Here is a 21,198-nt window from a genome sequence, read left to right as displayed (position 1 = left end):
AGTTGGTAAAATTATTAAAAACTGTGTTTTATGACACCGATTTTGAGATGATTTACATCATGCAAGATTGCTGATTTTATAAAAGAATTTATGATTTTTATCAAATTTTCTATTCTTAACATACATTCCGCTTCAGTTTTCTAAAAAAATAATATCTTTGCACCTGATTTTAAAGAAACGATAAAAATGGATTTTAAAAATTATCAGATGCCTTATAGCATCAACCCGAATTACAGCAAGAAAGTTGCGTATTTTTCGATGGAATTTGCCATTGATCAAGCATTGAAAATATACAGTGGAGGTTTAGGATTTTTGGCTGGTTCTCACATGAGAAGTGTTTATAATCTGAAGCAAGACACTGTCGGAATCGGTATTTTGTGGAAATTTGGTTATTATGACCAAGCTAGAAATCACGATCAAACGCTTAATCCAGTTTGGACTAAGAAAATGTACAGCTTCTTGGAAGATACAGGAATTAAATTCCAAATTGACATTCACGATGCACCAGTTTGGGTAAAAGTAATGTACCTGAACCCAGAAACGTTTAAAACTGCACCTATCTTTTTACTTTCTACAGATGTGCCAGAAAATGACCACGTTTCTAAAACCATCTGCCACAGATTATACGATGCGAATGAATCTACAAAATTGGCTCAATACATCCTTCTAGGAAAAGGAGGAGCTAAACTTTTAGACGAATTAAACCTAGAAAGAGAAGTATATCACTTAAACGAACCGCACGGTTTACCAGCAGCATTCTATTTGTTGAAAAAATTCGGTGGAGATTTAGAAAAAGTAAAAGAAAGATTGGTTTTCACTACGCACACTCCAGAAGAAGCAGGAAACGAAAAACACAATGTACACACTTGTCACCAAATGTCTTATTTCTCTGGCTTAAGCTTAGAAGAAGTAAAGAAAATTGAAGGACAAGATAACGACCAATTTAACCACTCATTGTGTGCTTTGAGAATGGCAAGAATTGCGAATGGAGTTTCTCAGTTACACGGTGTAGTTTCTAACGAAATGTGGGGTAAATATCCAGGTATCTGCGAAATTAAAGCCATTACCAATGCACAAGATTTCAAATATTGGGCAGATAAACCACTCTATAACGCTAGAGAAGAAAGAGAAGACGAAGAATTCGATTTCAGAAAAAAATATCTTAAAAAGAGAACTTTCAGAATTGTAGCAGACCAATGTGGTAAATTGTTTAATCCGCACGTATTTACAATGGTTTGGGCAAGAAGATTTGCAGGATACAAAAGAGCAGATTTATTGCTTCAAGATAAAGAAAGATTCAGAAAATTATTGGAAAACAAAAAATATCCAGTGCAAATTATCTTTGCAGGAAAACCTTATCCAGTAGATTTTGCAGCGATTTCTACTTTTAACAACTTGGTTGAAGAAAGTAAAAATCATAAAAACATGGCGGTTCTTACAGGGTATGAATTGTCATTAAGTAAATCTCTAAAACAAGGTTCTGATGTTTGGTTAATCAACCCAAGAGTTCTTAGAGAAGCTTCTGGTACTTCTGGTATGACGGCTTCTATGAACGCTTCTGTAAACCTTTCTACAGATGATGGTTGGATTCCAGAATTTGCAAAAAATGGTGTGAACTCTTTTGTGGTTCCAAAAGCAGATTATGCAAATATGAGCGTTTTCGATGTAGACAATTATGATATGAACCAATTGTATGACATCTTAGAAAACCAAATTTTACCAATGTACTACGAAAGACCAGATGAATGGAGACAAGTAGTGAAAAATGCAATGGATGATGTAAAAGAGCAGTTCAATTCTGATAGAATGGCTGATGAATATTACAAAATTATGTATAATAATTAATCCATATATTAATATTTTTTACGTCTGGGGCGCTTCCAAAGGAAGCGCCCCAGATTTTATTAATACTATAATCATTTAGTATTAGAAAAAATAATTTATCTTGTAACTATAAATTCAGTTTTCATAAACTGACTTATCAGCGTATGTATTTTCATTTGTAGTTAGTGTGATCACTTTATAAAAACCTAAAATAAATGACTACCAGAAGAAAATTTTTGAAAAATGCAGGAATTTTATCTGCAATCTTGGCTTTGAATCCTTTAAAAGCTGAAGAAATTCTTCCGAAAAAAAAATCAGAAAACCAGTCGTGCTTTCGACTTGGAGATTTGGTATTCAAGCCAATGAAGAAGCGTGGAAAGTTCTTTCTCAAGGAGGAAAAGCTCTGGATGCTGTAGAAAAAGGAGTAAGGTTGGTAGAAGACGACCCGAATGAAAGAAGCGTAGGTTACGGAGGAAGACCAGACAGAGACGGAAGAGTTACGCTAGACGCGTGTATTATGGATGAAAAAGCGAATATTGGTTCGGTGGCATCTTTAGAACATATCAAAAATCCAATTTCTGTAGCCAGAGCCGTGATGGAAAAAACGCCTCACGTCATGTTAGTTGGCGATGGAGCCTTGCAATTTGCGGTTTCTCAAGGTTTTGAAAAAATGAATTTACTCACACCAGAATCTGAAAAAGAATGGAAAGATTGGCTCAAAACATCAGAATATAAACCTGTGGTAAATATAGAAAACCATGACACAATTGGTATGATAGCACTTGATGAACACGGAAATCTTTCTGGAGCGTGCACAACTTCTGGAATGGCGTTTAAAATGCATGGTAGAGTTGGGGATTCGCCCATAATTGGAGCGGGGCTTTTTGTAGATAATGAAGTGGGCGCTGCAACTGCAACTGGTCATGGTGAAGAAGTGATTAGAACTTGCGGTTCACATTTGGTGGTAGAGTTAATGCGACAAGGAAAATCTCCTCAACAAGCGTGTGAAGAAGCAGTGAAGAGAATTTATAAGAATTTCGTGAATCAAAACCGAAATGTGAAAGATACTCAGATTGGTTTTATTGCCATCAACAAATTTGGTGAAACAGGTGCGTTTTGTTTGCAAAAAGGGTTCAATTACGCGGTTCACACTCAAGAAAGCAATGTCTTAATGGATGCCAAAAGCTTAATTTAAAATTGATTAAACGCAAAGGTTTTTTAATATCTAAAACTTTTTAAGTAAGCAAAGTTTTATTCGCAAGCGAATTGAAAGAGCTTGAAAATATTTTTTATATTTAAGATGAGAAATTAAACAAGAGCTTAATAAAATCAACTCGTTGATAAGAACTTTGTTCACTTAACATTTAAATAAATTTCGTAAAACATTACATTTAAAGTTTATTTAATTTTTTAAACGCAAAGATTTTTTAACATCTAAAACTCTTTAAGCAAGCAAAGTTTTATTCGCAAGCGAATTGAAAGAGCTTGAAAATATTTTTTATATTTAAGATGAGAATCTATTGCAGAAGCTTAATAAAATCAACTCGTTGATAAGAACTTTGCTCACTTAACATTTAAATAAATTTCGTAAAACCTTACATTTAAAGTTTATTTAATTTTTAAACGCAAAGGTTTTTTTAAGATCTAAAACTTTTTAAGCAAGCAAAGTTTTATTCGCAAGCGAATTGAAAGAGCTTGAAAATATTTTTTTTTATATTTAAGATGAGAAATTAAACAAGAGCTTAATAAAATCAACTCGTTGATAAGAACTTTGCTCACTTAATATTTAAATAATTTTCGTAAGACTTTGCGTTTAAAGTTTATTTAATTTTTAAACGCAAAGGTTTTTTTAATGTCTAAAACTTTTTAAGCAAGCAAAGTTTTATTCGCAAGCGAATTGAAAGAGCTTGAAAATATTTTTTATATTTAAGATGAGAATCTATTCAGGAACTTAATAAAATCAACTCGTTGATAAGAATTTTGCTCACTTAATATTTAAATAATTTCGTAAAACCTTACATTTAAGTTTATTTAATTTTTAAACGCAAAGGTTTTTTTAATGTCTAAAACTTTTTAAGCAAGCAAAGTTTTATTCGCAAGCGAATTGAAAGAGCTTGAAAATATTTTTTATATTTAAGATGAGAATTTATGCAGGAACTTAATAAAATCAACTCGTTGATAAGAATTTTGCTCACTTAATATTTAAATAAATTTCGTAAGACTTTGCGTTTAAAAAATAAAAACTAATAACACCTATGACAGAAAATGAAATTTCCTATAAAATAATTGGCGCAGCATTAGAAGTGCACAAAAACCTCGGAGTTGGACTATTAGAAAGTGCTTATGAAACTGCACTTGTGTATGAACTTCAAAAATTAGGTTTAAAGGTAAAGCAACAATACGCACTTGCTCTTAATTATAAAGAAATTGAAATAGACAATGCTTATAGAATTGATATTTTAGTTGAAGAAAAAGTGATTGTAGAAGTGAAATCAGTATTAGAATTAAATCCTATTCATTTTGCGCAAACCAATACTTATTTGAAATTTACAGGTTTAAAATTGGGATTATTAATCAATTTTAAAACTCAGTTATTAAAAGATGGAATTCACAGAATCGTAAACAAATTGTAAAATGTTAGAAATAGCTTGTTTTAATAAAGAATCTGCTGTTATCGCAGCAAAAGCTGGAGCAGATAGAATAGAGTTTTGTGCAGATTTTCATTTGGGCGGAACCACTCCTGATTTAGAAGATTTCAAAAATTTAAAAAAGGAAATAGATGTACCTATTTACGTGATGATTCGTCCGAGAGGTGGAGATTTTTTCTATTCAGACGAAGGCTTCAGTTTGATGAAACACCAATTGCAAAATTTTTATAACGCTGGAGCAGATGGTTTTGTTTTTGGAATTTTAGACCAAAATGATGAGGTAAACGAAGAGCAATGCAAGGAACTTGTCCAATTTGCAAAAGGAAAACCATGTACTTTTCATCGTGCTTTTGATAGAACTAAAAATCTAGAAAAATCACTGGAAAAGCTTATCAATTGTGGTTTTTCTACCGTTTTGACGTCTGGTGGAAAATCTAATGTAGAAGAAGGCAAAGAAATGCTCCAAAAATTAGTGGGAATTTCAGCGGGAAGAATAGACATTTTATGCGGAGGTGGTTTACGTTCTTCTAACCTTGTTGAGATTAAAAATTTCACTCATGCCAAGAGCTTTCATTCGTCTGCAATTCTAGAAGGAGAGGTTGCGGATTTCCACGAAATAACAAGACTAAAATCATGTTTTTAGGGCGTTTTCTATGAGGTTTAAATTGCTGAAAATCCGTACTTTTAGGGGAATTTTTTTCAAAGCAATTTTATTAAAATTAAACAACACAATATTTAAAATTTTCACACTATGAAATTTCCGCTTTATTTACCACAAATCGAAAATCCAGCAAACAATAACCTTTCAATTCTAGCAGCAGATGTAGGTGGAACCAAAACCAATATTGCACAATTTGTTTCGCAAAATGGCAAAATGGTTCTTCAGTTAGAAGAAACGTATACCACCAATCATCATAATTCTTTGACAGAAATTATTCTAGATTTTATCAAAAAAAATAATTTCGAGAAGCCAGACAGAATTTCTATTGGAGCTGCAGGTCCTGTAGTAAACGGAATTTGCCACACTACCAATATAAAATTTAAAATAGATGTAACAGAACTCAGTAGAGACCTACAAATAGATAAAGTCTATCTCATTAATGATTTAGAAGCTACGGCTTTTGGAATGACAGAAGTAGATGACGAGTTTATCATTACCATGAGAAACGGAAATCCTTCTATTGGTGGTCATATTGCTATTTTGGCTCCAGGAACAGGTTTAGGCGAAGCTTGTCTTTTCTGGGACGGAAAACATTTAAGACCAATGCCTTCTGAAGGTGGTCACAGTGAATTTGCGCCGAGAACAGATGTAGAATTTGAATTGGTGAAATTTTTACAAAAAACCTATGGCGAAATCATCGTTTGGGAAAGATTGGTTTCTGGACCAGCTATTTACAAAATCTACGAATTTTTGAGAGATGTAAAAGGCTACGAAGAACAAGCTTGGCTTACCCAAAAATTAGCAGAAGCTAAAGATAAATCTGCCGTAATCAGTGAAACTGCAATGTCTGGATTATGTACCACTTGCGTTTTGGCAATGGAAATGCTGGTAGATTTTATGGCGAGAAGAGCCAATAATATGGTGCTGAATTATAAAGCAACAGGTGGATTAATTTTAGCAGGTGGAATTCCGCCAAGAATTTATAACTTTATCAACAAAGATAAAATAGAAGAAAGCTTCTTAAAATGTGACGAAATGGAACCGCTTTTAGCTGGAATTCCTATTTATTTAAACCTAAATAGCAAAACAGCATTATATGGAGCAGCATATTATGGAGCTTTTTCTGAATAATAACATTTAGAAAAATTTAAAAATTAAGGAATGAAGAAATTGTTTTTAACATTAGGTTTCTTGGGAATGATGCATTTTGGCTTTGCTCAAGAAATTACTCTAGAAAAAATCTATTCGGGTTACTACCGCGGCAAAAACATTGCAGGAATCGCTTCTCTTAAAAATGGAGAGAACTATGCCGTAATCGAAAGAGGCGGTATTGCAAAATATTCTTACAAAACCACTGAAAAAGTGGGCAATATTGTAGACGGAAGTTTTGAGAGTTATATTTTTTCTGATGATGAATCAAAAATTCTTTTGCAAAAAGAATCTGAGCCTATTTATAGACATTCATTTTTAGGGAAATTTGATGTTAAAGACCTTACTTCAGGAAAAATAATCAGTCTGAACAACGGAAATTTCGTTCAAGAGCCTAAATTTTCACCTAATGGAAAATTGGTGGCTTTTATTTCAGACAATAATTTATTTTATCAAGATTTAGAATCAGGAAAAATCACCCAAATTACCAATGATGGTAAGAAAAATTCAGTGATTAATGGATTGGGAGATTGGGTGTATGAAGAAGAATTCGGGCATGCAGATTTCTATCAGTGGAACAAAGGAAGTGATGCCATCATTTTTGTAAGATTTGATGAATCGCAAGTTCCAGAGATGAACATGCAGATGTATAATAAATCGCTTTATCCTACAGATTACCGTTTTAAATATCCAAAAGCGGGAGAAAAAAATTCAGAAGTTTCTGCGCATTTATATCAGGTAAATTCTGGTAAAACCGTCCATTTAGATTTGGCAGGTTTCGAGAACTATTACATTCCTCAAGTTTTCAGTACTGCTAAAAATGATGAGGTAGCGATTGCCACTTCCAACAGACATCAGAATAAAGTAGAAATTTTAAAAATTAATACTGCTTCTGGAACCGTTTCTAAATTATTAACCGAAACAGACCCAGCTTGGATTGATACCGATAATCTTACGTTAGAATTTTTAGAGGACAATTCATTTTTATGGGCTTCAGAGAGAAGTGGTTTCAGACATCTGTATTGGTATGATGCAAAAGGAAAACTGAACAAGCAAGTAACCAAAGGAAACTGGGAAATCACTGATTATTATGGTTTTAACCCAAAAACGAAAGAAGTTTTCTTACAAACAACCGAGAAAGGAAGCATCAATAAAGTAGTTTCTAAATTTAATATTTCATCAGGGAAATCTGTATTACTTTCTCAAGCGGAAGGAAATAACAGAGCAGATTTTTCTAAAAATTTCCAATATTTTATTGAGACCAATTCTACTGCTAAAAAACCATTTACCTATACTTTAAAAGATGGAAACGGGAAATTTGTGAAAGAATTGCAGAATAATGATGCACTTTTAAGCAAATTAAATGCGGATAATTTGGTTACCAAAGAATTTATGATGATTCCGAATGAAGCAGGAGACCAAATGAATGCTTACATCATGAAACCAAAGGATTTTGACCCAAATAAAAAATATCCACTTTTCATGTTCCAATATTCAGGACCGGGTTCTCAGCAAGTTTCTAATTCTTGGGACGGTGGAAACGGACTTTGGTTCAATCATTTGGTTCAAAAAGGATATATCGTAGTTTGTGTAGACGGTCGCGGAACAGGTTATAGAGGAACAAAATACAAAAAAGTAACCTATAAAAATCTAGGAAAATACGAAATAGAAGACCAAATTGCTGCTGCAAAATGGTTAGGAAATCAATCTTATATTGACAAGTCTAGAATTGGTATTTTTGGGTGGAGTTATGGTGGTTATATGGCAAGCTTAGCCATGACAAAAGGTGCAGATGTTTTCAAAGCAGGAATTGCGGTAGCACCAGTTACCAATTGGAGATATTATGACAGCATTTACACCGAAAGATTCTTGCAAACACCACAAGAAAATCCTGAAGGTTACGACCAGAATTCGCCTACAACTTTTGCGAAATTACTAAAAGGCAAATTCCTTCTCATTCACGGAACAGCTGATGACAACGTACATTTCCAAAATTCTATGGAATTTTCTGAAGCGTTAATTCAAAACAATAAGCAGTTTGAATTTATGGCGTATCCAGATAAAAATCACGGAATTTATGGCGGAAACACAAGACCTCAATTGTATAAAAAAATGACTGATTTTATTTTAGAGAATTTGTAAAATAGTCAGAAACTCAATATTAAGCGGACTTTAGTCCGCTTTTTTTATGAAAATTCCATTAGATTTAGCCAAAACTTATTAAATTTTCGAATTTTAGTAGCTATGAAAGCTTCTATTATCTATAATTGTGATAAGGAAAATTGTATGATTTACTTCTTGATAAATTAAAGAATTATTTTCGTCTATTTTGCATTTTCTGAAATTTAGAAGTTTAGATTTTGGACAAATTTCTTTGTGTGATTTTAACCTTTCAATCAGTTCGTTAAAATTATTTTCAAATCTTTCAATTTCTTTTATTGTCCAGTTTTCTAGTAAATAATCTAAAACTTTTAAATAGTTTTCTAGAGTTTCTTTAGACCAAACAATTTTCATTTAAATGGCTTTTGATTGAAGGTAATTTCTAATTTTTTGTTTGGCTTCTTCATGCGAAATGATGTTCCCATTTTCTATATCTGAAATTCCTTTTTCAATAGATTTTTTTTGAGTTTCAGATAATTGATTTGCCCAATCTTTATCTAAGTATTTCTCCTTCAAGAAATCAATATAATCATTCACATTTCCTAAAAGTTCTTTGGGAAGTGTCTTTAGATTTCTTTCTAAATCTTTTATTGTGATTTCCATTTTTTTAGAATTTATTTTTATCAAAGTTAGAAAAATTTTTCATTCCATTTAAAAAACTTATTTTTGGGAAAAATAAATTTTATGAACAATAAACATCCAAAAGGTTTACCGTATTTGTTCTTCACAGAAATGTGGGAAAGATTCGGCTACTATTTAATTTTAGGAATTTTTGTATTATATCTTATTGAGCCAGAAGGAATGAGAGGAGGATTAGGTCTTCCTGATAAAATGGCAGATGATATCTTCGGGACTTATATTGCTCTTACTTATCTTACTCCATTTATCGGTGGTTTCTTGGCAGATAGAGTTCTAGGATACGTGAAATCTATTTATTTGGGTGGTATTTTGATGGCTGCAGGTTACATTGGGATGGGCGTTTTCAAAGATTTACCACTTTTTTATACTTCTTTAGGATTAATTATTGTGGGGAATGGTTTCTTTAAGCCTACTATTTCTACACTTTTAGGAAATCTTTATTCAGACGAAAAATATAAAGCCAATAAAGATTCTGGTTATAACATTTTCTACATGGGAATTAATATCGGAGCTTTCATCTGTAATATTATTGCAGCATTTATGCGTAATAAATTCGGTTGGGGAGAAGCGTTTATAACAGCAGGAATCGGGATGTTGGTTGGTTTAGTTGTCTTTACCGTAGGAATGAAACATTACAGACAGGCTGCAGAAATGAAGCCAGTACAGGAAGGAGATACCAAACTTTCTGAAATTTTGGTTAAAGTATTCTTACCTGCAATTATTGCAGGAGCAATCGGTTGGTTCTTACCAGGAGAAATTTTCGGAAGTGATAGTACAGATGCGTTTATTTTTGCATGTATTCCTGTTATTTATTTTTATGTTTCTCTTTATTTCAAAGCGAATCAGAAAGAAAAACCTGCAATTGGAGCATTATTGTCTATCTTTTTAATTTCGATGTTTTTCTGGGCGGTTTTCAAGCAAAACGGAACCGCTTTAACACGTTGGGCAAACTATTATACCGATAGAAGTGTTCCTGCAGGTGTAGAAAAACCTTTGGAAGATATTTATATGGTTGATGGAAAAGACTTCAAAGACAAGGAAGTTTCTGTGTATGATGACCAATATCAAACCCAAAAAGGAGAAGACGGTAAGACGTTAAAAACTCAAGGGAAAGATATCTATTTCAGAAATATTAAGCCTGAACAAAAAGCGCAATTAGAGCAAAATCCTTCCCAGAAAGTATTCTTATACAATACAGAATTATTCCAATCCATTAATCCATTTTGGGTAATTGCGTTAACGCCAGTAATTGTAGCATTCTGGGCAATGCTCAGAAGAAAAGGAAAAGAACCTTTAACTCCAACTAAAATTGTTTTGGGATTATTTATCTCAGCACTTTCTTGTTTGGTGATGGTTCTTGCAGTTTATGCTGGTGACAATGGAGCCGTAAAAGTTTCACCGTGGTGGTTAGTAGCAAGTTATGGAGTGATTACGGTTGGGGAATTATGTTTATCACCGATGGGACTTTCTTTCGTGTCAAAACTTTCGCCAGCGAGAATCACCGCTTTAATGATGGGTGGTTTCTTCTTGGCCAATTCAGTAGGAAACAAACTTTCAGGAATTTTGGCAAGTACTTGGTACAGCTATGACAATAAGATGAATTATTTCTTGGTGAATTTTGCTTTACTCATCTTTGCGACTCTACTAGGAGCATCTATGCTAAAGCGTTTGAATAAAATTATGAAAGACCAAGGTCACTAATTAAGAAGATATAAGTCAGTACTTTTAGTGCTGACTTTTTTATTGACTAAACCAAAAAAAAACTATATTTGCTAGTCTTAACAAAAAATTAACAATAAAAATATGGATACAGCACAACAAAAAGGACATCCTAAAGGACTATACCTTTTATTCATGACTGAAATGTGGGAACGTTTCTCTTACTACGGTATGAGAGCAATTTTTATCTTATACATGACGAAAATGCTTCTTATGCCAGATTCTGACGCTTCTAATATCTACGGTAGTTATACAGGTTTGGTATACTTAACACCACTTTTGGGAGGTTATCTTTCTGATAGATTTTTAGGAAACAGAAGAAGTATAGAAATTGGAGGTATATTAATGGCTCTTGGTCAGTTTGCGATGTTTTTTAGTGCTTCAGCTTCAGGTGGTGCTGCTATTTCATTAATGTGGGTAGGTCTTACTTTACTCATCATTGGAAACGGTTTCTTTAAACCAAATATTTCTACAATGGTAGGTCAGTTGTATCCAAAAGGAGACAGAAGAGTAGATGCTGCATTTACCATTTTCTACATGGGAATTAACTTAGGAGCGTTCTTTTCACCATTAATTTGTGGAACTTTAGCTGAAAAAATAGACTTCAAATGGGGCTTTTTAGCAGCTGGAATCGGGATGATTATTGGTTTGATCACTTTCGTAGCTCAAAAAAATAAACTTTTAGTAGATGCAGACAATAACCCTATTGGAATGCCTACACAGAAATTTGGCGTAAAACAAATAGGAATTGTAATCGCAGCTACCGCTTTGATTTTCTTCTTAATGAACTTCAAAACGATGTTCAATAGCGAGTTAGATATTATTGGATATTTAATTTACGGAGCGATGATTGCAATGCCGCTTATTATTTTAACAGATAAATCCCTTACAAAAGACGAAAGAGACAGAATTATGGTGATCTTCATTCTGGCGTTTTTCGTGATTTTCTTCTGGGGAGCATTTGAACAGGCAGGAGCTTCGCTTACTATTTTTGCAGACAGACAAACAGATAGAACTTTATTCGGTTGGGAAATGCCAGCTTCTTATTTCCAATCTGTAAATCCATTAGCAATTATCCTTTTAGCACCATTATTTTCTTCACTTTGGTTAAGATTAGGAAACAGAGGATTAGAACCTACTTCTCCTAAAAAAATGGCGATTGGTTTATCTTTAGTAGCTCTTGGTTATGTAGTAATCGCATTTGCAGTTTACGGTTTAGGAGCAATGGACAAAGTATCTATGTTCTGGTTAATCGGTCTTTATGTGATTCACACGATGGGAGAACTTTGTTTGTCACCAATTGGATTATCAATGGTTTCTAAACTTTCACCTGCTAGATTTTCATCATTATTGATGGGAACTTGGTTCCTAGCGAATGCAGCAGCGAATAAATTTGCAGGAACACTTTCAGCATTAATTCCTGGAGGTGGAGAAGCTGGAGAAGACGCTGCTACTACTTCTTTCTTAGGTTTCCAAATTGCTAATTTATTTGATTTCTTCTTAGTATTCATTGTAATGTGTGGAGTTGCAGCAGCAGTTCTATTCGTGATGAGTAGATGGTTAGAAAAGAAAATGCACGGCGTAAATTAAAATTATCATAAAACTCACTAAAACCTCTGCAATGTCAGAGGTTTTTTTTATTTTCGTACTACTTTGTCAAAGTTTAAAAATCTTTGACAAAGTTTTTAACAAGAAATACAATTAAAATGAATTTAACTCTCGAACAAATTCAAGATTTTAAAGGCAAATATCCTCGCCAGATTTGGTCACTCTTTTTCTCTGAAATGTGGGAACGTTTCTGCTTCTACGGAATGCGCGGAATGCTTGTGTTCTTCATGATTTCTCAACTCAATTTCGGAGACGAACAAGCCAATCTTCAATATGGAGCTACTCAAGCTTTTGTATATGCTTTTACTTTTGTGGGCGGACTTTTTGCAGATAAAATCCTTGGTTTTAGAAAATCTTTATTTTGGGGAGGTTTACTGATGATTGTTGGGAGTATTATTTTATCTATAGATCCACATCAGTTTTTCTTTTTAGGAATTGCTTTTACGGTAATTGGAACAGGTTTTTTTAAACCCAATATTTCTACTATGGTAGGAAAACTTTATAAAGCGGGAGATTCTAGAACAGATGCAGGTTTCTCACTTTTTTATGCAGGAATCAACTTAGGCGCTTTATTGGGTGGTTATTTCTGTATCGCTATTGGTAAAGGCGAAATGTTTTCTAGTTTTATTCCAGAAGATAAAAGATGGAACGTAGCTTTCAGTTTGGCAGCTATTGTTATGGTGGTAAGTTTGGTGAATTTTATCTTTACTCAAAGAAGATTAGGACCAATTGGTTTACAGCCTCAAACATTAAATGCAGATGGAACTTTTTCACCTATGGCAAAATGGAAAGAATATGGAGTTTATGTCCTTTCTTTGGTTTTTGTACCTATAATTATGACGATGGTTTCTATAACCGAATACACAGATTTGTTTATGTATATTGTAGGTCCATTGACGCTCATTTATCTATTCTATGAAATGACAAAGGTTACACCTGCCGAAAGAAAAAAACTTTGGGCAGCTTTGGTTTTTATTATTTTCTCTATTCTTTTCTGGGGAATTTATGAGCAGAGTGGAGGTTCTTTGAGCATTTTTGCTGCGAATAATCTGAACAAAGACTTACTAGGATTAGATCCGAATGGAGTGAACAATTCTGGAGGTGCATTTTTCATTATTTTCTTAGCACCAATTATTGGTTTATTATGGATTTGGTTAAGTGAAAGAAAACTGGAACCCAATACTTTAATCAAATTCGGATTAGGATTTATCTTTTTAGGATTAGGATATTACGTACTTTTTGCGACTAAATTTTTCGCGAATCTTCAAGGGATAACTTCTCTCAATATTTTCACAATTGCTTTATTGATCATTACTTTTGGCGAATTATGCTTATCGCCAATTGGTTTGTCTATTATGACGAAACTTTCTACTGAAAAGTTACAAGGAATGATGATGGGAATGTGGTTTTTGGCTTCAGCTTACGGACAATATGTTGCAGGAATTATTGGTGCAAACATGGCTTCAGCAAAGGAAGGTGCAACCAACTATGAAAAACTAATTACTTACACAGAAGGATATAAAGATTTAGGAATCTATGCTTTAGTAGCTGGTTTGGTACTGATTTTGATATCTCCTTTTGTGAAAAAATTAATGCAAGAGGTTCATTAACTACATAAAAACTACTTTATGAAAACTACTTTATCGATGTTATTTCTTTGGGTGTTCAGTTTTTCCTTTTCACAAGTGAATTGGATGACGATGGAACAAGCGTTAACTGCTCAAAAAACCAATCCAAAAAAGATTCTCATCGATTTTTATGCAGATTGGTGTGGACCGTGTAAATTGATGGATAAACAGACCTATTCACATCCTATTATTTCGAAATACATCAATGAAAATTTTTATGCTGTAAAATTCAACGCAGAAGGCAATCAGACGGTTAATTTTTACGACAGAGTTTTTACCAATCCAGATTTTGCTAACAAGGCAGAAAGCAAAAATGCAATGCACCAGTTCGCGAAGTTTATGAATGTCAATGGATATCCAGCTCTGGTATTTTTAGACGAAAATGCTCAACCCATTACCAATTTGATGGGATATTTCTCTGCCAAAGAATTAGAGCCTTATATCACTATGTTTTCTAAAGGCGAATATAAAAACATCAAAACCCGTGAACAATGGGAAAATTATCAAAAGAAGTTTAAATCAAAGATTAAAGAGTAATTCGAGTTATGATTTTTGAAAAATATTTGCGAGGAATGAAATAATGAAGTAATTCACAGGATTTATGAATATTTTTATCAATAGGAACGGACTTTAGTCCGTTTTAGAAATCATAAAAACAATTTGGCTTTAGCCAAAACATAATAAAAAAGACTTTCATTATTGAAGGTCTTTCTTTTTTAGTTTTAAACAAATTCTCTTAAATTCACATCATAAAAATTCAAATCTCAAAACATTGAATATATAAATCCTACGATGTCGTATTCTGTACAAAAAACCAAATAAAAATAAAACTTTTAAACTGTAAATTTACAAGTATTAATATAAGTGGATATCTAAATCATATTTTTTGAATTAATTATTATATAACACTCATAAAACATTAAATTACTTTTGCAATAGTTTTATCTAGGGAAACTTGAGCAGGGTATTTTGTTTTTTTTAGAAATCATACATTAATGTAAGATAGATATCATACTGATTAAATGTTCTACCAGTGCTGTATTGATTTTTGTTATAAACGGAGGTAGCAGAAATTTTAAAGGGCTTGAAGTTCTTTTCGTATCCTAATCCCGCAAAAAATGTTTTGTTGGTAATAAAATCTTGTGCAAGGTCTATGTTTCTACTGTCTGGAGCGTTACCAAAACCAGTCACTACAGAAAAATTATCTCTTTTTTCATTGAAAAAGTTACGCCACTGTAGCATGTTAGAATAGTAAGTATTTCCTTGGCTGAAGCTGATGAAATTTCTGAGACTGATTCTGTTGTGGTCGGTTTCTTTTGTGATTCCTAAAATGGGTGTTACCAAATCAAAGTTTTCTGCAGCTAAAAACTTAGTTCCTGTTTCTAATTCCCAGCCTTTTCCTAGATTAGTGTAAAATGAGTAGAACAGTTCATAATTAGGAAATAGTTTTTGGTCAGATACACTTGCTCCGATAAATGAATAATGGTTTTTACCATGTTTTGCGTAGACTTCTACGTCATATTTTAAGCTGGTGATTTCTACTCTAGATTTTAGGTTTACTCTACCTATAAAGGTTAATTTTTGGTTTTTAGTTTTTCTCATGTAGTGCAGAGAAGTAGTGCTCATGGTAGAAATTCCACCACTATAAATGCTTTGTACTTGGGAGAGACCTACTTGATTAAGTGGTGCTTTTAAAGAATCTGTTGGATTTTCTTTGATTACAGATTGTTTAATTTTTATAGAATCACTGTGATTTTGAGCAAAGATAAAACCGCTAAAAATAATTGCTAAAAAAGTTACGCTTTTTTTCTTCCAAAGTTGTTCCATAATTTTAATTTGTTTTGTTAAAGCCTTTTCTTGTCATCACTCCCCATTTCTTTTTCTTGCCTGTAAGTTCATCATAATATCCTTTTAAACTGCAATATACTATAATAGGATGATATATAAATGGTTCTAATATTGCCATTGCAGAGATGCCAAGCGTTACAAAACCATTCTTATAATAGTTAAATACCTTTCGATCTAAAAAAACAGCGGAGAAGCTTAATCCTATATAAAAACTTATGACTGCTATTATAAGGTAAAGAATATTCATAAATGCTACAGGGTCATAGAAATAATTGTAAATTAAAACAAAAATGCCTATGAATTCTACAAATGGAGACAAAAATTCAAAGAATAAATTATAAGGAAAAATAATAAATCCCATTCTTCCATATTTAGGGTTAAGGAATACTTTTTTATTCTTTTTCAATATTTGAAACAAGCCTCTAGACCATCTTATACGTTGTCTTACAAGTATTTTTAATGTTTCTGGACCTTCTGTCCAGCAAAGAGTTCTGGGGACACTTCTTACACAATAAGGCTGATTGGTCTCTTGCATGTAACCTACCATCCTAAAAACTAAGTCCATGTCTTCGCCCAAAGAATTTTTATCATAACCCCCAATTTTTAATACAATTTCTTTGTCAAACAAACCTAAACCTCCAGAAATATTAGGAACTGCATTCAAATAAGACCATGCCATTTTTCCCAGTACAAAAGAACGGATGTATTCTAATTCCTGAAACCTTACCAATATATTTTTAGGAACGCCTACATTTTCCATAGTACCTCTGTTTACAAAGCTAGAATTAGACATTCTTAGAGTAGCTCCTACTCCTATACATCTTTTTTTCTCATTAAGTACTACATCCATCATAATGAGTAAAGTATCAAAATCCAAAACGCAATCTACATCTATATTTAAAAAATAGTCGTATTTAGCGATATTAAGTCCTGCATTGATGGCGTCGGCTTTACCACCACCATTAAATTTATCAATCACTACGAGATTTTTGTAGGCCATATCTGTAGAGCGATAGATACCTCTAATGGGCGAAGATTGTACTATTGTTTCAAAAATATATTTGGTCTCTTCTAGTTTAAATTCTTTAATCAATTTGTCTAATGTATCATCGCTACTTCCGTCATTTACTACTACAAGTTCGAATTTATGATAATTGATAGAAAGTAATGAGTGTACATTATCTATAATGGTTACAGATTCGTTATAAGCTCCAGTTATCATACTTATTCCAGGAGCATGATTCATTAAAGCCAGTTTTTTGCTCTGAGAAAATTTTCTTTTGAAAAGGTATTTTTTTATTGCTAGAAATGATAGTAAATTGGTCAAAAATAGGCTCAAGAACATTCCTATAGCAGCAGCTCTCATAGAAGAGTTGTAAAAATCAGAAAATTCTATTCCTTTATAATAATCTAATGCTGTATATAAAATGTCTTCCATTATAAAATTTTTTGTTCGTTAGGAACTGTTTTTTCAAGCTCATAACGATATATTTTATTTTCTAAAATAGATTCTGAAGCTGTAGCTCTTGATAAAGCAATTAAAATAGCCTTTCTAAAGTTGGTGTGGAATTCTGTTTTAAGTAATTCTTCTAAAAAGTGAATTACTTTTTCATTTTTATATCCCATGTATCCAAGACTTTTAATAATTTCTGTTTTACATTTCATATCATCCTCTTCAATATAAAGATCCATCAAAACATCAATAGACTGTTTTTGATTTAGAATACCAAGCGTTCTAATCATTTTACGTCTCATTTTGGTGTGGTCTATCTTAATCATGCTATGGATAGGCTCAATAGCAGTCTCTTGATGATAGTAAGCAACCAAATCTAATGATAAGTTTATTATTGAATTTTCATATTTGGGATTAATCCATTTGCCGAAATCGGCTTTAGGCGCAAGAGGCCTATTAGTGATTAATTGAAAATATTCTAATTGCTGCCATGGTGTGAAAGGTTCTGTTGTAAAATCAAAAAAATCATAAATGTCATCACTGTCATAAATATTGAGGGTATAAGCGTTGGCAAGTTCTCGTATGTCAGAATTTTTATGCTTTTGTAACTTTTTGATTTTTGTTCGGTTGACAACAATTTTAAATCTATTAAGACGATCTAATGCTTCTAAAACCCTTGTAGCGAAAATACTGTCTAAATCTTTTATATCTTTTACATGCAGTCCTAAAGATTTATAAACATCAGTAAGAGTAGCAAATTCGGTGCCCTTTAAAAATATCGTGTATTCTTTTAAAACTTTTATAAATATAGTTCTGATTCTTCGGTTTTTTTGAACTTTTAATTTTTTTAAAATTTTTATTTTTTCTGTGTTTTCGTAATTTTCTAAAAGAATAATTTCGCTAAGAATTTCGCTGAAAATATTTCTTAGTTTTTTATTGTTATTGCTATTGATTAATACAGGAATGTTATAGATAAATACGAGAAACATTCCAATATTAATTACAATAATATTGAATAAGAAAAAATCTAATAGATAGGTAGGTATATTATGAAGTAAATTTCCCAAGATTTTTTTCTTTAGTTATTAATTCTGATAATTTTCCTAGTCTACAAATCATTTCCATAGGAGTAAATGGTTTTTCAATCATGTCATCTATTCCCATTTTGTAGAGTCTTAAAATGTTTTCTGGAGTAAAATTGTCAGATAAAATTACAATTTTGGTGTCTTTTAAATGTGCATTAGATTTAATAAAAGTAATAAGTTCGAATCCAGAATAGTATTGTAAGTGAATATTTGAAATTATTATGTCAAATTTTTCTTCAGACAAAAAAGTAAATGCTTCTTTTCCGTTAGAAGCTAACTTTAGATCATAACCTTCTTTTGTGAGAATGTGTAAAATTAGGTTTCTTATTATCTCATTCTTTTCCGTAACCAATATTTTCATTTCGTTGTGTTTGTTGTTTTGCTATTTGTAGCTAAAAAGGATAAACTTAATTATTTTTTTTAATTATGAAAAAAATCAATTACTCTTTTTATTTTATTAAACCCTTTAATTGGGTACAAAATTATGAATTAATAATTAAATATTATAAAGGCTTTTGATGACATAAATCAAAAAACATAATTCTATAGTAGATTTGCGGATTTTTTAATTTTTTCCCTATTTAAATTATTGATTTATTTTATAATGAATATTTTTTTATTTAAATTTATTTTATTTAGCTTTTGTTTTAAATTATTGATATATAAATTTATTTATTAATTTTATAATGATAGATAGCATAAATTTACTTTTTATTGAGTTATTTTAATTTAAAAATTTTAATCAATTTAAAAGTCAATGACAAATTTACCGTTCTAATAATAGACGTAAGAAAATGTTGATGACCAGGATATTCGAAACTGAAAATCTTTTGTAATACAGGGTTTCCAATCGTTAAAAAAAGTAAAGTGAAAGGACTGATATATAAGAGATGATACTTTATCTGTTCATTCAGAATTTGTATTTCGGAAAAATGCCTTATTATAGAGATTTTAAATTGGTATAATTTTGGGTTTTAATTTTTTGTTCCCTTAAAAAATTTTATCTTCGTAGCTCAATTTTTAAATGATAATGAAAAAAATTATACCGTTCCTTTTCTTGTTGATTTCTACAACACTTTTTTCTCAAGATGGAATAAAATTCGGAAAACAGTCTTTTGCTAAAACATTAGAACAAGCCAAAAAAGAAAATAAACTCATTTTTTTAGATGCTTTTGCTTCATGGTGTGGTCCGTGTAAATTGTTAGACAAAAATGTATTTCCTAAAAAAGAAGTGGGCGATTATTTCAATGCCAATTTCCTGAATCTTCACATTGACATGGAAAAAGGGGAAGGAATAGAAATTGCAAAAAAATACAGCATTTATTCTTATCCTACATTGCTATTCATAGACGGAGACGGAAAAGTGGTGTATAAAGCTGCAGGTTACATGAGTCCACAAGAACTCATCAGTATTGCCAAAGAAGCCTTGAATCCAGAAAATACTTTAGAAAATAAAATAGCGAAGTTTGAAGCGGGAGAAAAAGACCCAGAATTTTTGATGGGACTGATTAAAAACACGTATTCATCAGATTTTTCTTTGGCACAAAAAGTAGCTACCCGTTATTTCCAAACGAGAACGGACGCTACTTATTCTAAAGAAGAAGCAGGAATGTTGTTGTTTTTTACCAAAACCATAGATGATGATTTGTATAAAATCTTCACGGCAAAAAAGGCAGAACTTTCACAGCAAATTCCAGAAAGTTATTTGGCGGAATATGATAAGCAACTCAAATTGAACACGGTTTTACAAAAATCTTTCGATGCCAATACACAAAGTATTAATGAACAAGTTTTTTTAGCAGAAGGAACAAAAATTTATGGTGAAAAAGAAGCAAATCAACTTTTGAATAAAATCAATATGGATTTGTTTTTTACTCAAAAAAAATACGATGATTATGCTAAATCAGCTTTGAATTATTATCAAAATCCAAAAGATTTTGCCACTGACGAACTCAATAATGTCGCTTGGAATTTTTATCTCTATGTTGCAGATAAAACTTTGTTGACTCAAGTGACGCAATTGTGTTTAGAAGGACTAAAAAAAGAAGAAAATAGCCAGAATACAGATACTTTAGCCAATATTTATTATAAATTGGGAGATAATAAAAATGCTAAACTTTGGGCAAAAAAATCTATCGAAATTGCTAAAGCAAAAGGAGATGAATATGCATCAACTGAAGAATTATTAAAAAAGATAAATTAAACACAAATGCTTTTAAAAAATTACTATTTTCTCATACTCTTTAGTATTGGAATAAATGTTAGTGCGCAAACGTATGTTAAAGTCAATGGTTTTACCCTTCCTGCACTGATGTTAAACGCAGGAATAGAAACGAAACTTACGGATAAAACTACTTTTCAAGCAGATGTTTTTGTTTCCCCTTGGAAATCACTTTTCGGAAATAGAATGCTTTTTGCTATAGGTACCTTAGAATATCGTTATTATTTTACCGAAAGTTTTAAAAATTGGTATGTGGCTGCTAATACAGGAGTGTCGATTTATAAAATGCAAAAGTATAACCATCTTAATTTGGGAATTCATCAAGAAGGATATTCTATACTTTTAGGCGGAACTGTAGGTTATGTAGTAAAAGTGAATGATAAAATAAACTTAGATATATTTTTAGGTGGTGGCAATGCACAATCTAAATATAGATCTTATTATAATGCTTTCCCAGACATAAGAGCAGACAAAGAAGAAGGAGCTTCTATTAACGGAAGTGGAGAATGGATTCCTTATAAGGGTGGCGTAATGATTTCTTATCAAATTAAATAA

17 protein-coding genes and 1 pseudogene are annotated in these 21,198 nt (G+C 31.9%); 12 read left to right on the top strand and 6 right to left on the bottom strand.

What is annotated here, in order from left to right:
• The first annotated feature begins 186 nt into the window (after nucleotides 1–186).
• The 6 genes and pseudogenes from glgP (at nucleotide 187) to KKQ79_RS07835 (ending at nucleotide 8,424) form a co-directional block, all read left to right on the top strand.
• A complete protein-coding gene (glgP, locus tag KKQ79_RS07860; protein ID WP_213189658.1) occupies nucleotides 187–1,845 on the top strand; it encodes an alpha-glucan family phosphorylase in 1,659 nt (552 codons plus the stop codon).
• A 194-nt stretch (nucleotides 1,846–2,039) separates the two neighbouring features.
• Nucleotides 2,040–3,019, top strand: a pseudogene (locus KKQ79_RS07855) (isoaspartyl peptidase/L-asparaginase family protein).
• A 1,060-nt stretch (nucleotides 3,020–4,079) separates the two neighbouring features.
• Entirely contained in the window at nucleotides 4,080–4,457 is a 378-nt protein-coding gene (locus tag KKQ79_RS07850; RefSeq protein ID WP_213189657.1) for a GxxExxY protein, read from the top strand.
• Nucleotide 4,458: 1 nt separating this feature from the next.
• Nucleotides 4,459–5,115: a copper homeostasis protein CutC gene (locus KKQ79_RS07845; protein WP_213189656.1), complete on the top strand. Its 657-nt coding sequence runs from the start codon at nucleotides 4,459–4,461 to the stop codon at nucleotides 5,113–5,115.
• Nucleotides 5,116–5,223: 108 nt separating this feature from the next.
• Entirely contained in the window at nucleotides 5,224–6,264 is a 1,041-nt protein-coding gene (locus KKQ79_RS07840; protein ID WP_213189655.1) for a glucokinase, read from the top strand.
• A 30-nt stretch (nucleotides 6,265–6,294) separates the two neighbouring features.
• Nucleotides 6,295–8,424, top strand: coding sequence for a S9 family peptidase (locus KKQ79_RS07835; RefSeq protein WP_213189654.1), 2,130 nt, complete (start codon nucleotides 6,295–6,297; stop codon nucleotides 8,422–8,424).
• Nucleotides 8,425–8,517: 93 nt separating this feature from the next.
• Here KKQ79_RS07835 and KKQ79_RS07830 read toward each other — a convergent pair whose 3' ends face one another.
• Together KKQ79_RS07830 and KKQ79_RS07825 are read right to left on the bottom strand one after the other, a co-directional pair.
• The gene (locus KKQ79_RS07830; protein WP_213189653.1) at nucleotides 8,518–8,796 is read right to left on the bottom strand and encodes a type II toxin-antitoxin system RelE/ParE family toxin; all 279 of its coding nucleotides are present in this window, start codon (nucleotides 8,794–8,796) and stop codon (nucleotides 8,518–8,520) included.
• Nucleotides 8,797–9,045 (bottom strand): DUF2281 domain-containing protein, encoded by a 249-nt coding sequence (locus tag KKQ79_RS07825; RefSeq protein ID WP_213189652.1) that lies wholly within the window; start codon nucleotides 9,043–9,045, stop codon nucleotides 8,797–8,799.
• Nucleotides 9,046–9,126: 81 nt separating this feature from the next.
• Between KKQ79_RS07825 and KKQ79_RS07820 the strand changes: the two genes are divergently transcribed.
• The 4 genes from KKQ79_RS07820 (at nucleotide 9,127) to KKQ79_RS07805 (ending at nucleotide 14,573) form a co-directional block, all read left to right on the top strand.
• Nucleotides 9,127–10,782, top strand: coding sequence for a peptide MFS transporter (locus KKQ79_RS07820; protein ID WP_213189651.1), 1,656 nt, complete (start codon nucleotides 9,127–9,129; stop codon nucleotides 10,780–10,782).
• A gap of 102 nt (nucleotides 10,783–10,884) precedes the next feature.
• Entirely contained in the window at nucleotides 10,885–12,390 is a 1,506-nt protein-coding gene (locus tag KKQ79_RS07815; RefSeq protein ID WP_213189650.1) for a peptide MFS transporter, read from the top strand.
• A 116-nt stretch (nucleotides 12,391–12,506) separates the two neighbouring features.
• Nucleotides 12,507–14,018, top strand: coding sequence for a peptide MFS transporter (locus KKQ79_RS07810; RefSeq protein WP_213189649.1), 1,512 nt, complete (start codon nucleotides 12,507–12,509; stop codon nucleotides 14,016–14,018).
• Between the two features lie 18 nt (nucleotides 14,019–14,036).
• Nucleotides 14,037–14,573, top strand: coding sequence for a thioredoxin family protein (locus KKQ79_RS07805; RefSeq protein WP_213189648.1), 537 nt, complete (start codon nucleotides 14,037–14,039; stop codon nucleotides 14,571–14,573).
• Nucleotides 14,574–15,014: 441 nt separating this feature from the next.
• Here the strand turns inward: KKQ79_RS07805 and KKQ79_RS07800 are convergent, their stop codons facing one another.
• Genes KKQ79_RS07800 through KKQ79_RS07785 form a run of 4 tightly spaced genes read right to left on the bottom strand, consistent with a single transcriptional unit; the run spans nucleotide 15,015 to nucleotide 18,783 of the window.
• Complete coding sequence (locus tag KKQ79_RS07800; protein ID WP_213189647.1) at nucleotides 15,015–15,863, bottom strand: YaiO family outer membrane beta-barrel protein; 849 nt, start codon at nucleotides 15,861–15,863, stop codon at nucleotides 15,015–15,017.
• Nucleotides 15,864–15,867: 4 nt separating this feature from the next.
• Nucleotides 15,868–17,322 (bottom strand): glycosyltransferase family 2 protein, encoded by a 1,455-nt coding sequence (locus KKQ79_RS07795; RefSeq protein WP_213189646.1) that lies wholly within the window; start codon nucleotides 17,320–17,322, stop codon nucleotides 15,868–15,870.
• Nucleotides 17,322–18,404: a HEAT repeat domain-containing protein gene (locus KKQ79_RS07790; protein WP_213189645.1), complete on the bottom strand. Its 1,083-nt coding sequence runs from the start codon at nucleotides 18,402–18,404 to the stop codon at nucleotides 17,322–17,324. Before KKQ79_RS07790 ends, KKQ79_RS07795 begins: the two co-directional genes overlap by 1 nt.
• Complete coding sequence (locus KKQ79_RS07785) at nucleotides 18,385–18,783, bottom strand: response regulator (RefSeq protein WP_213189644.1); 399 nt, start codon at nucleotides 18,781–18,783, stop codon at nucleotides 18,385–18,387. Before KKQ79_RS07785 ends, KKQ79_RS07790 begins: the two co-directional genes overlap by 20 nt.
• A 669-nt stretch (nucleotides 18,784–19,452) precedes the next feature.
• Here KKQ79_RS07785 and KKQ79_RS07780 point away from each other — a divergent pair.
• Entirely contained in the window at nucleotides 19,453–20,625 is a 1,173-nt protein-coding gene (locus KKQ79_RS07780) for a thioredoxin family protein (protein WP_213189643.1), read from the top strand.
• Nucleotides 20,626–20,631: 6 nt separating this feature from the next.
• Nucleotides 20,632–21,198 carry a DUF3575 domain-containing protein gene (locus tag KKQ79_RS07775; protein ID WP_213189642.1) on the top strand — a complete coding sequence of 189 codons (567 nt, stop codon included), beginning with the start codon at nucleotides 20,632–20,634 and terminating at the stop codon, nucleotides 21,196–21,198.

This window comes from Cloacibacterium caeni (genome assembly GCF_907163125.1).
Classification (GTDB): domain Bacteria; phylum Bacteroidota; class Bacteroidia; order Flavobacteriales; family Weeksellaceae; genus Cloacibacterium; species Cloacibacterium caeni_B.
The sequence above is the reverse complement of the archived record's forward strand: the minus strand, read 5'-3'. Positions and strand labels throughout refer to the sequence as shown.

Excerpts from the sequence above, each read along its gene's own strand:
- KKQ79_RS07845 (WP_213189656.1), top strand. The coding sequence starts at position 4,459 with ATGTTAGAAATAGCTTGTTTTAATAAAGAATCTGCTGTTATCGCAGCA.
- KKQ79_RS07830 (WP_213189653.1), bottom strand. The coding sequence starts at position 8,796 with ATGAAAATTGTTTGGTCTAAAGAAACTCTAGAAAACTATTTAAAAGTT.
- KKQ79_RS07810 (WP_213189649.1), top strand. The coding sequence starts at position 12,507 with ATGAATTTAACTCTCGAACAAATTCAAGATTTTAAAGGCAAATATCCT.
- glgP (WP_213189658.1), top strand. The coding sequence starts at position 187 with ATGGATTTTAAAAATTATCAGATGCCTTATAGCATCAACCCGAATTAC.
- KKQ79_RS07840 (WP_213189655.1), top strand. The coding sequence starts at position 5,224 with ATGAAATTTCCGCTTTATTTACCACAAATCGAAAATCCAGCAAACAAT.
- KKQ79_RS07805 (WP_213189648.1), top strand. The coding sequence starts at position 14,037 with ATGAAAACTACTTTATCGATGTTATTTCTTTGGGTGTTCAGTTTTTCC.
- KKQ79_RS07775 (WP_213189642.1), top strand. The coding sequence starts at position 20,632 with ATGCTTTTAAAAAATTACTATTTTCTCATACTCTTTAGTATTGGAATA.
- KKQ79_RS07800 (WP_213189647.1), bottom strand. The coding sequence starts at position 15,863 with ATGGAACAACTTTGGAAGAAAAAAAGCGTAACTTTTTTAGCAATTATT.
- KKQ79_RS07825 (WP_213189652.1), bottom strand. The coding sequence starts at position 9,045 with ATGGAAATCACAATAAAAGATTTAGAAAGAAATCTAAAGACACTTCCC.
- KKQ79_RS07795 (WP_213189646.1), bottom strand. The coding sequence starts at position 17,322 with ATGGAAGACATTTTATATACAGCATTAGATTATTATAAAGGAATAGAA.
- KKQ79_RS07785 (WP_213189644.1), bottom strand. The coding sequence starts at position 18,783 with ATGAAAATATTGGTTACGGAAAAGAATGAGATAATAAGAAACCTAATT.
- KKQ79_RS07835 (WP_213189654.1), top strand. The coding sequence starts at position 6,295 with ATGAAGAAATTGTTTTTAACATTAGGTTTCTTGGGAATGATGCATTTT.
- KKQ79_RS07820 (WP_213189651.1), top strand. The coding sequence starts at position 9,127 with ATGAACAATAAACATCCAAAAGGTTTACCGTATTTGTTCTTCACAGAA.
- KKQ79_RS07815 (WP_213189650.1), top strand. The coding sequence starts at position 10,885 with ATGGATACAGCACAACAAAAAGGACATCCTAAAGGACTATACCTTTTA.
- KKQ79_RS07850 (WP_213189657.1), top strand. The coding sequence starts at position 4,080 with ATGACAGAAAATGAAATTTCCTATAAAATAATTGGCGCAGCATTAGAA.
- KKQ79_RS07780 (WP_213189643.1), top strand. The coding sequence starts at position 19,453 with ATGAAAAAAATTATACCGTTCCTTTTCTTGTTGATTTCTACAACACTT.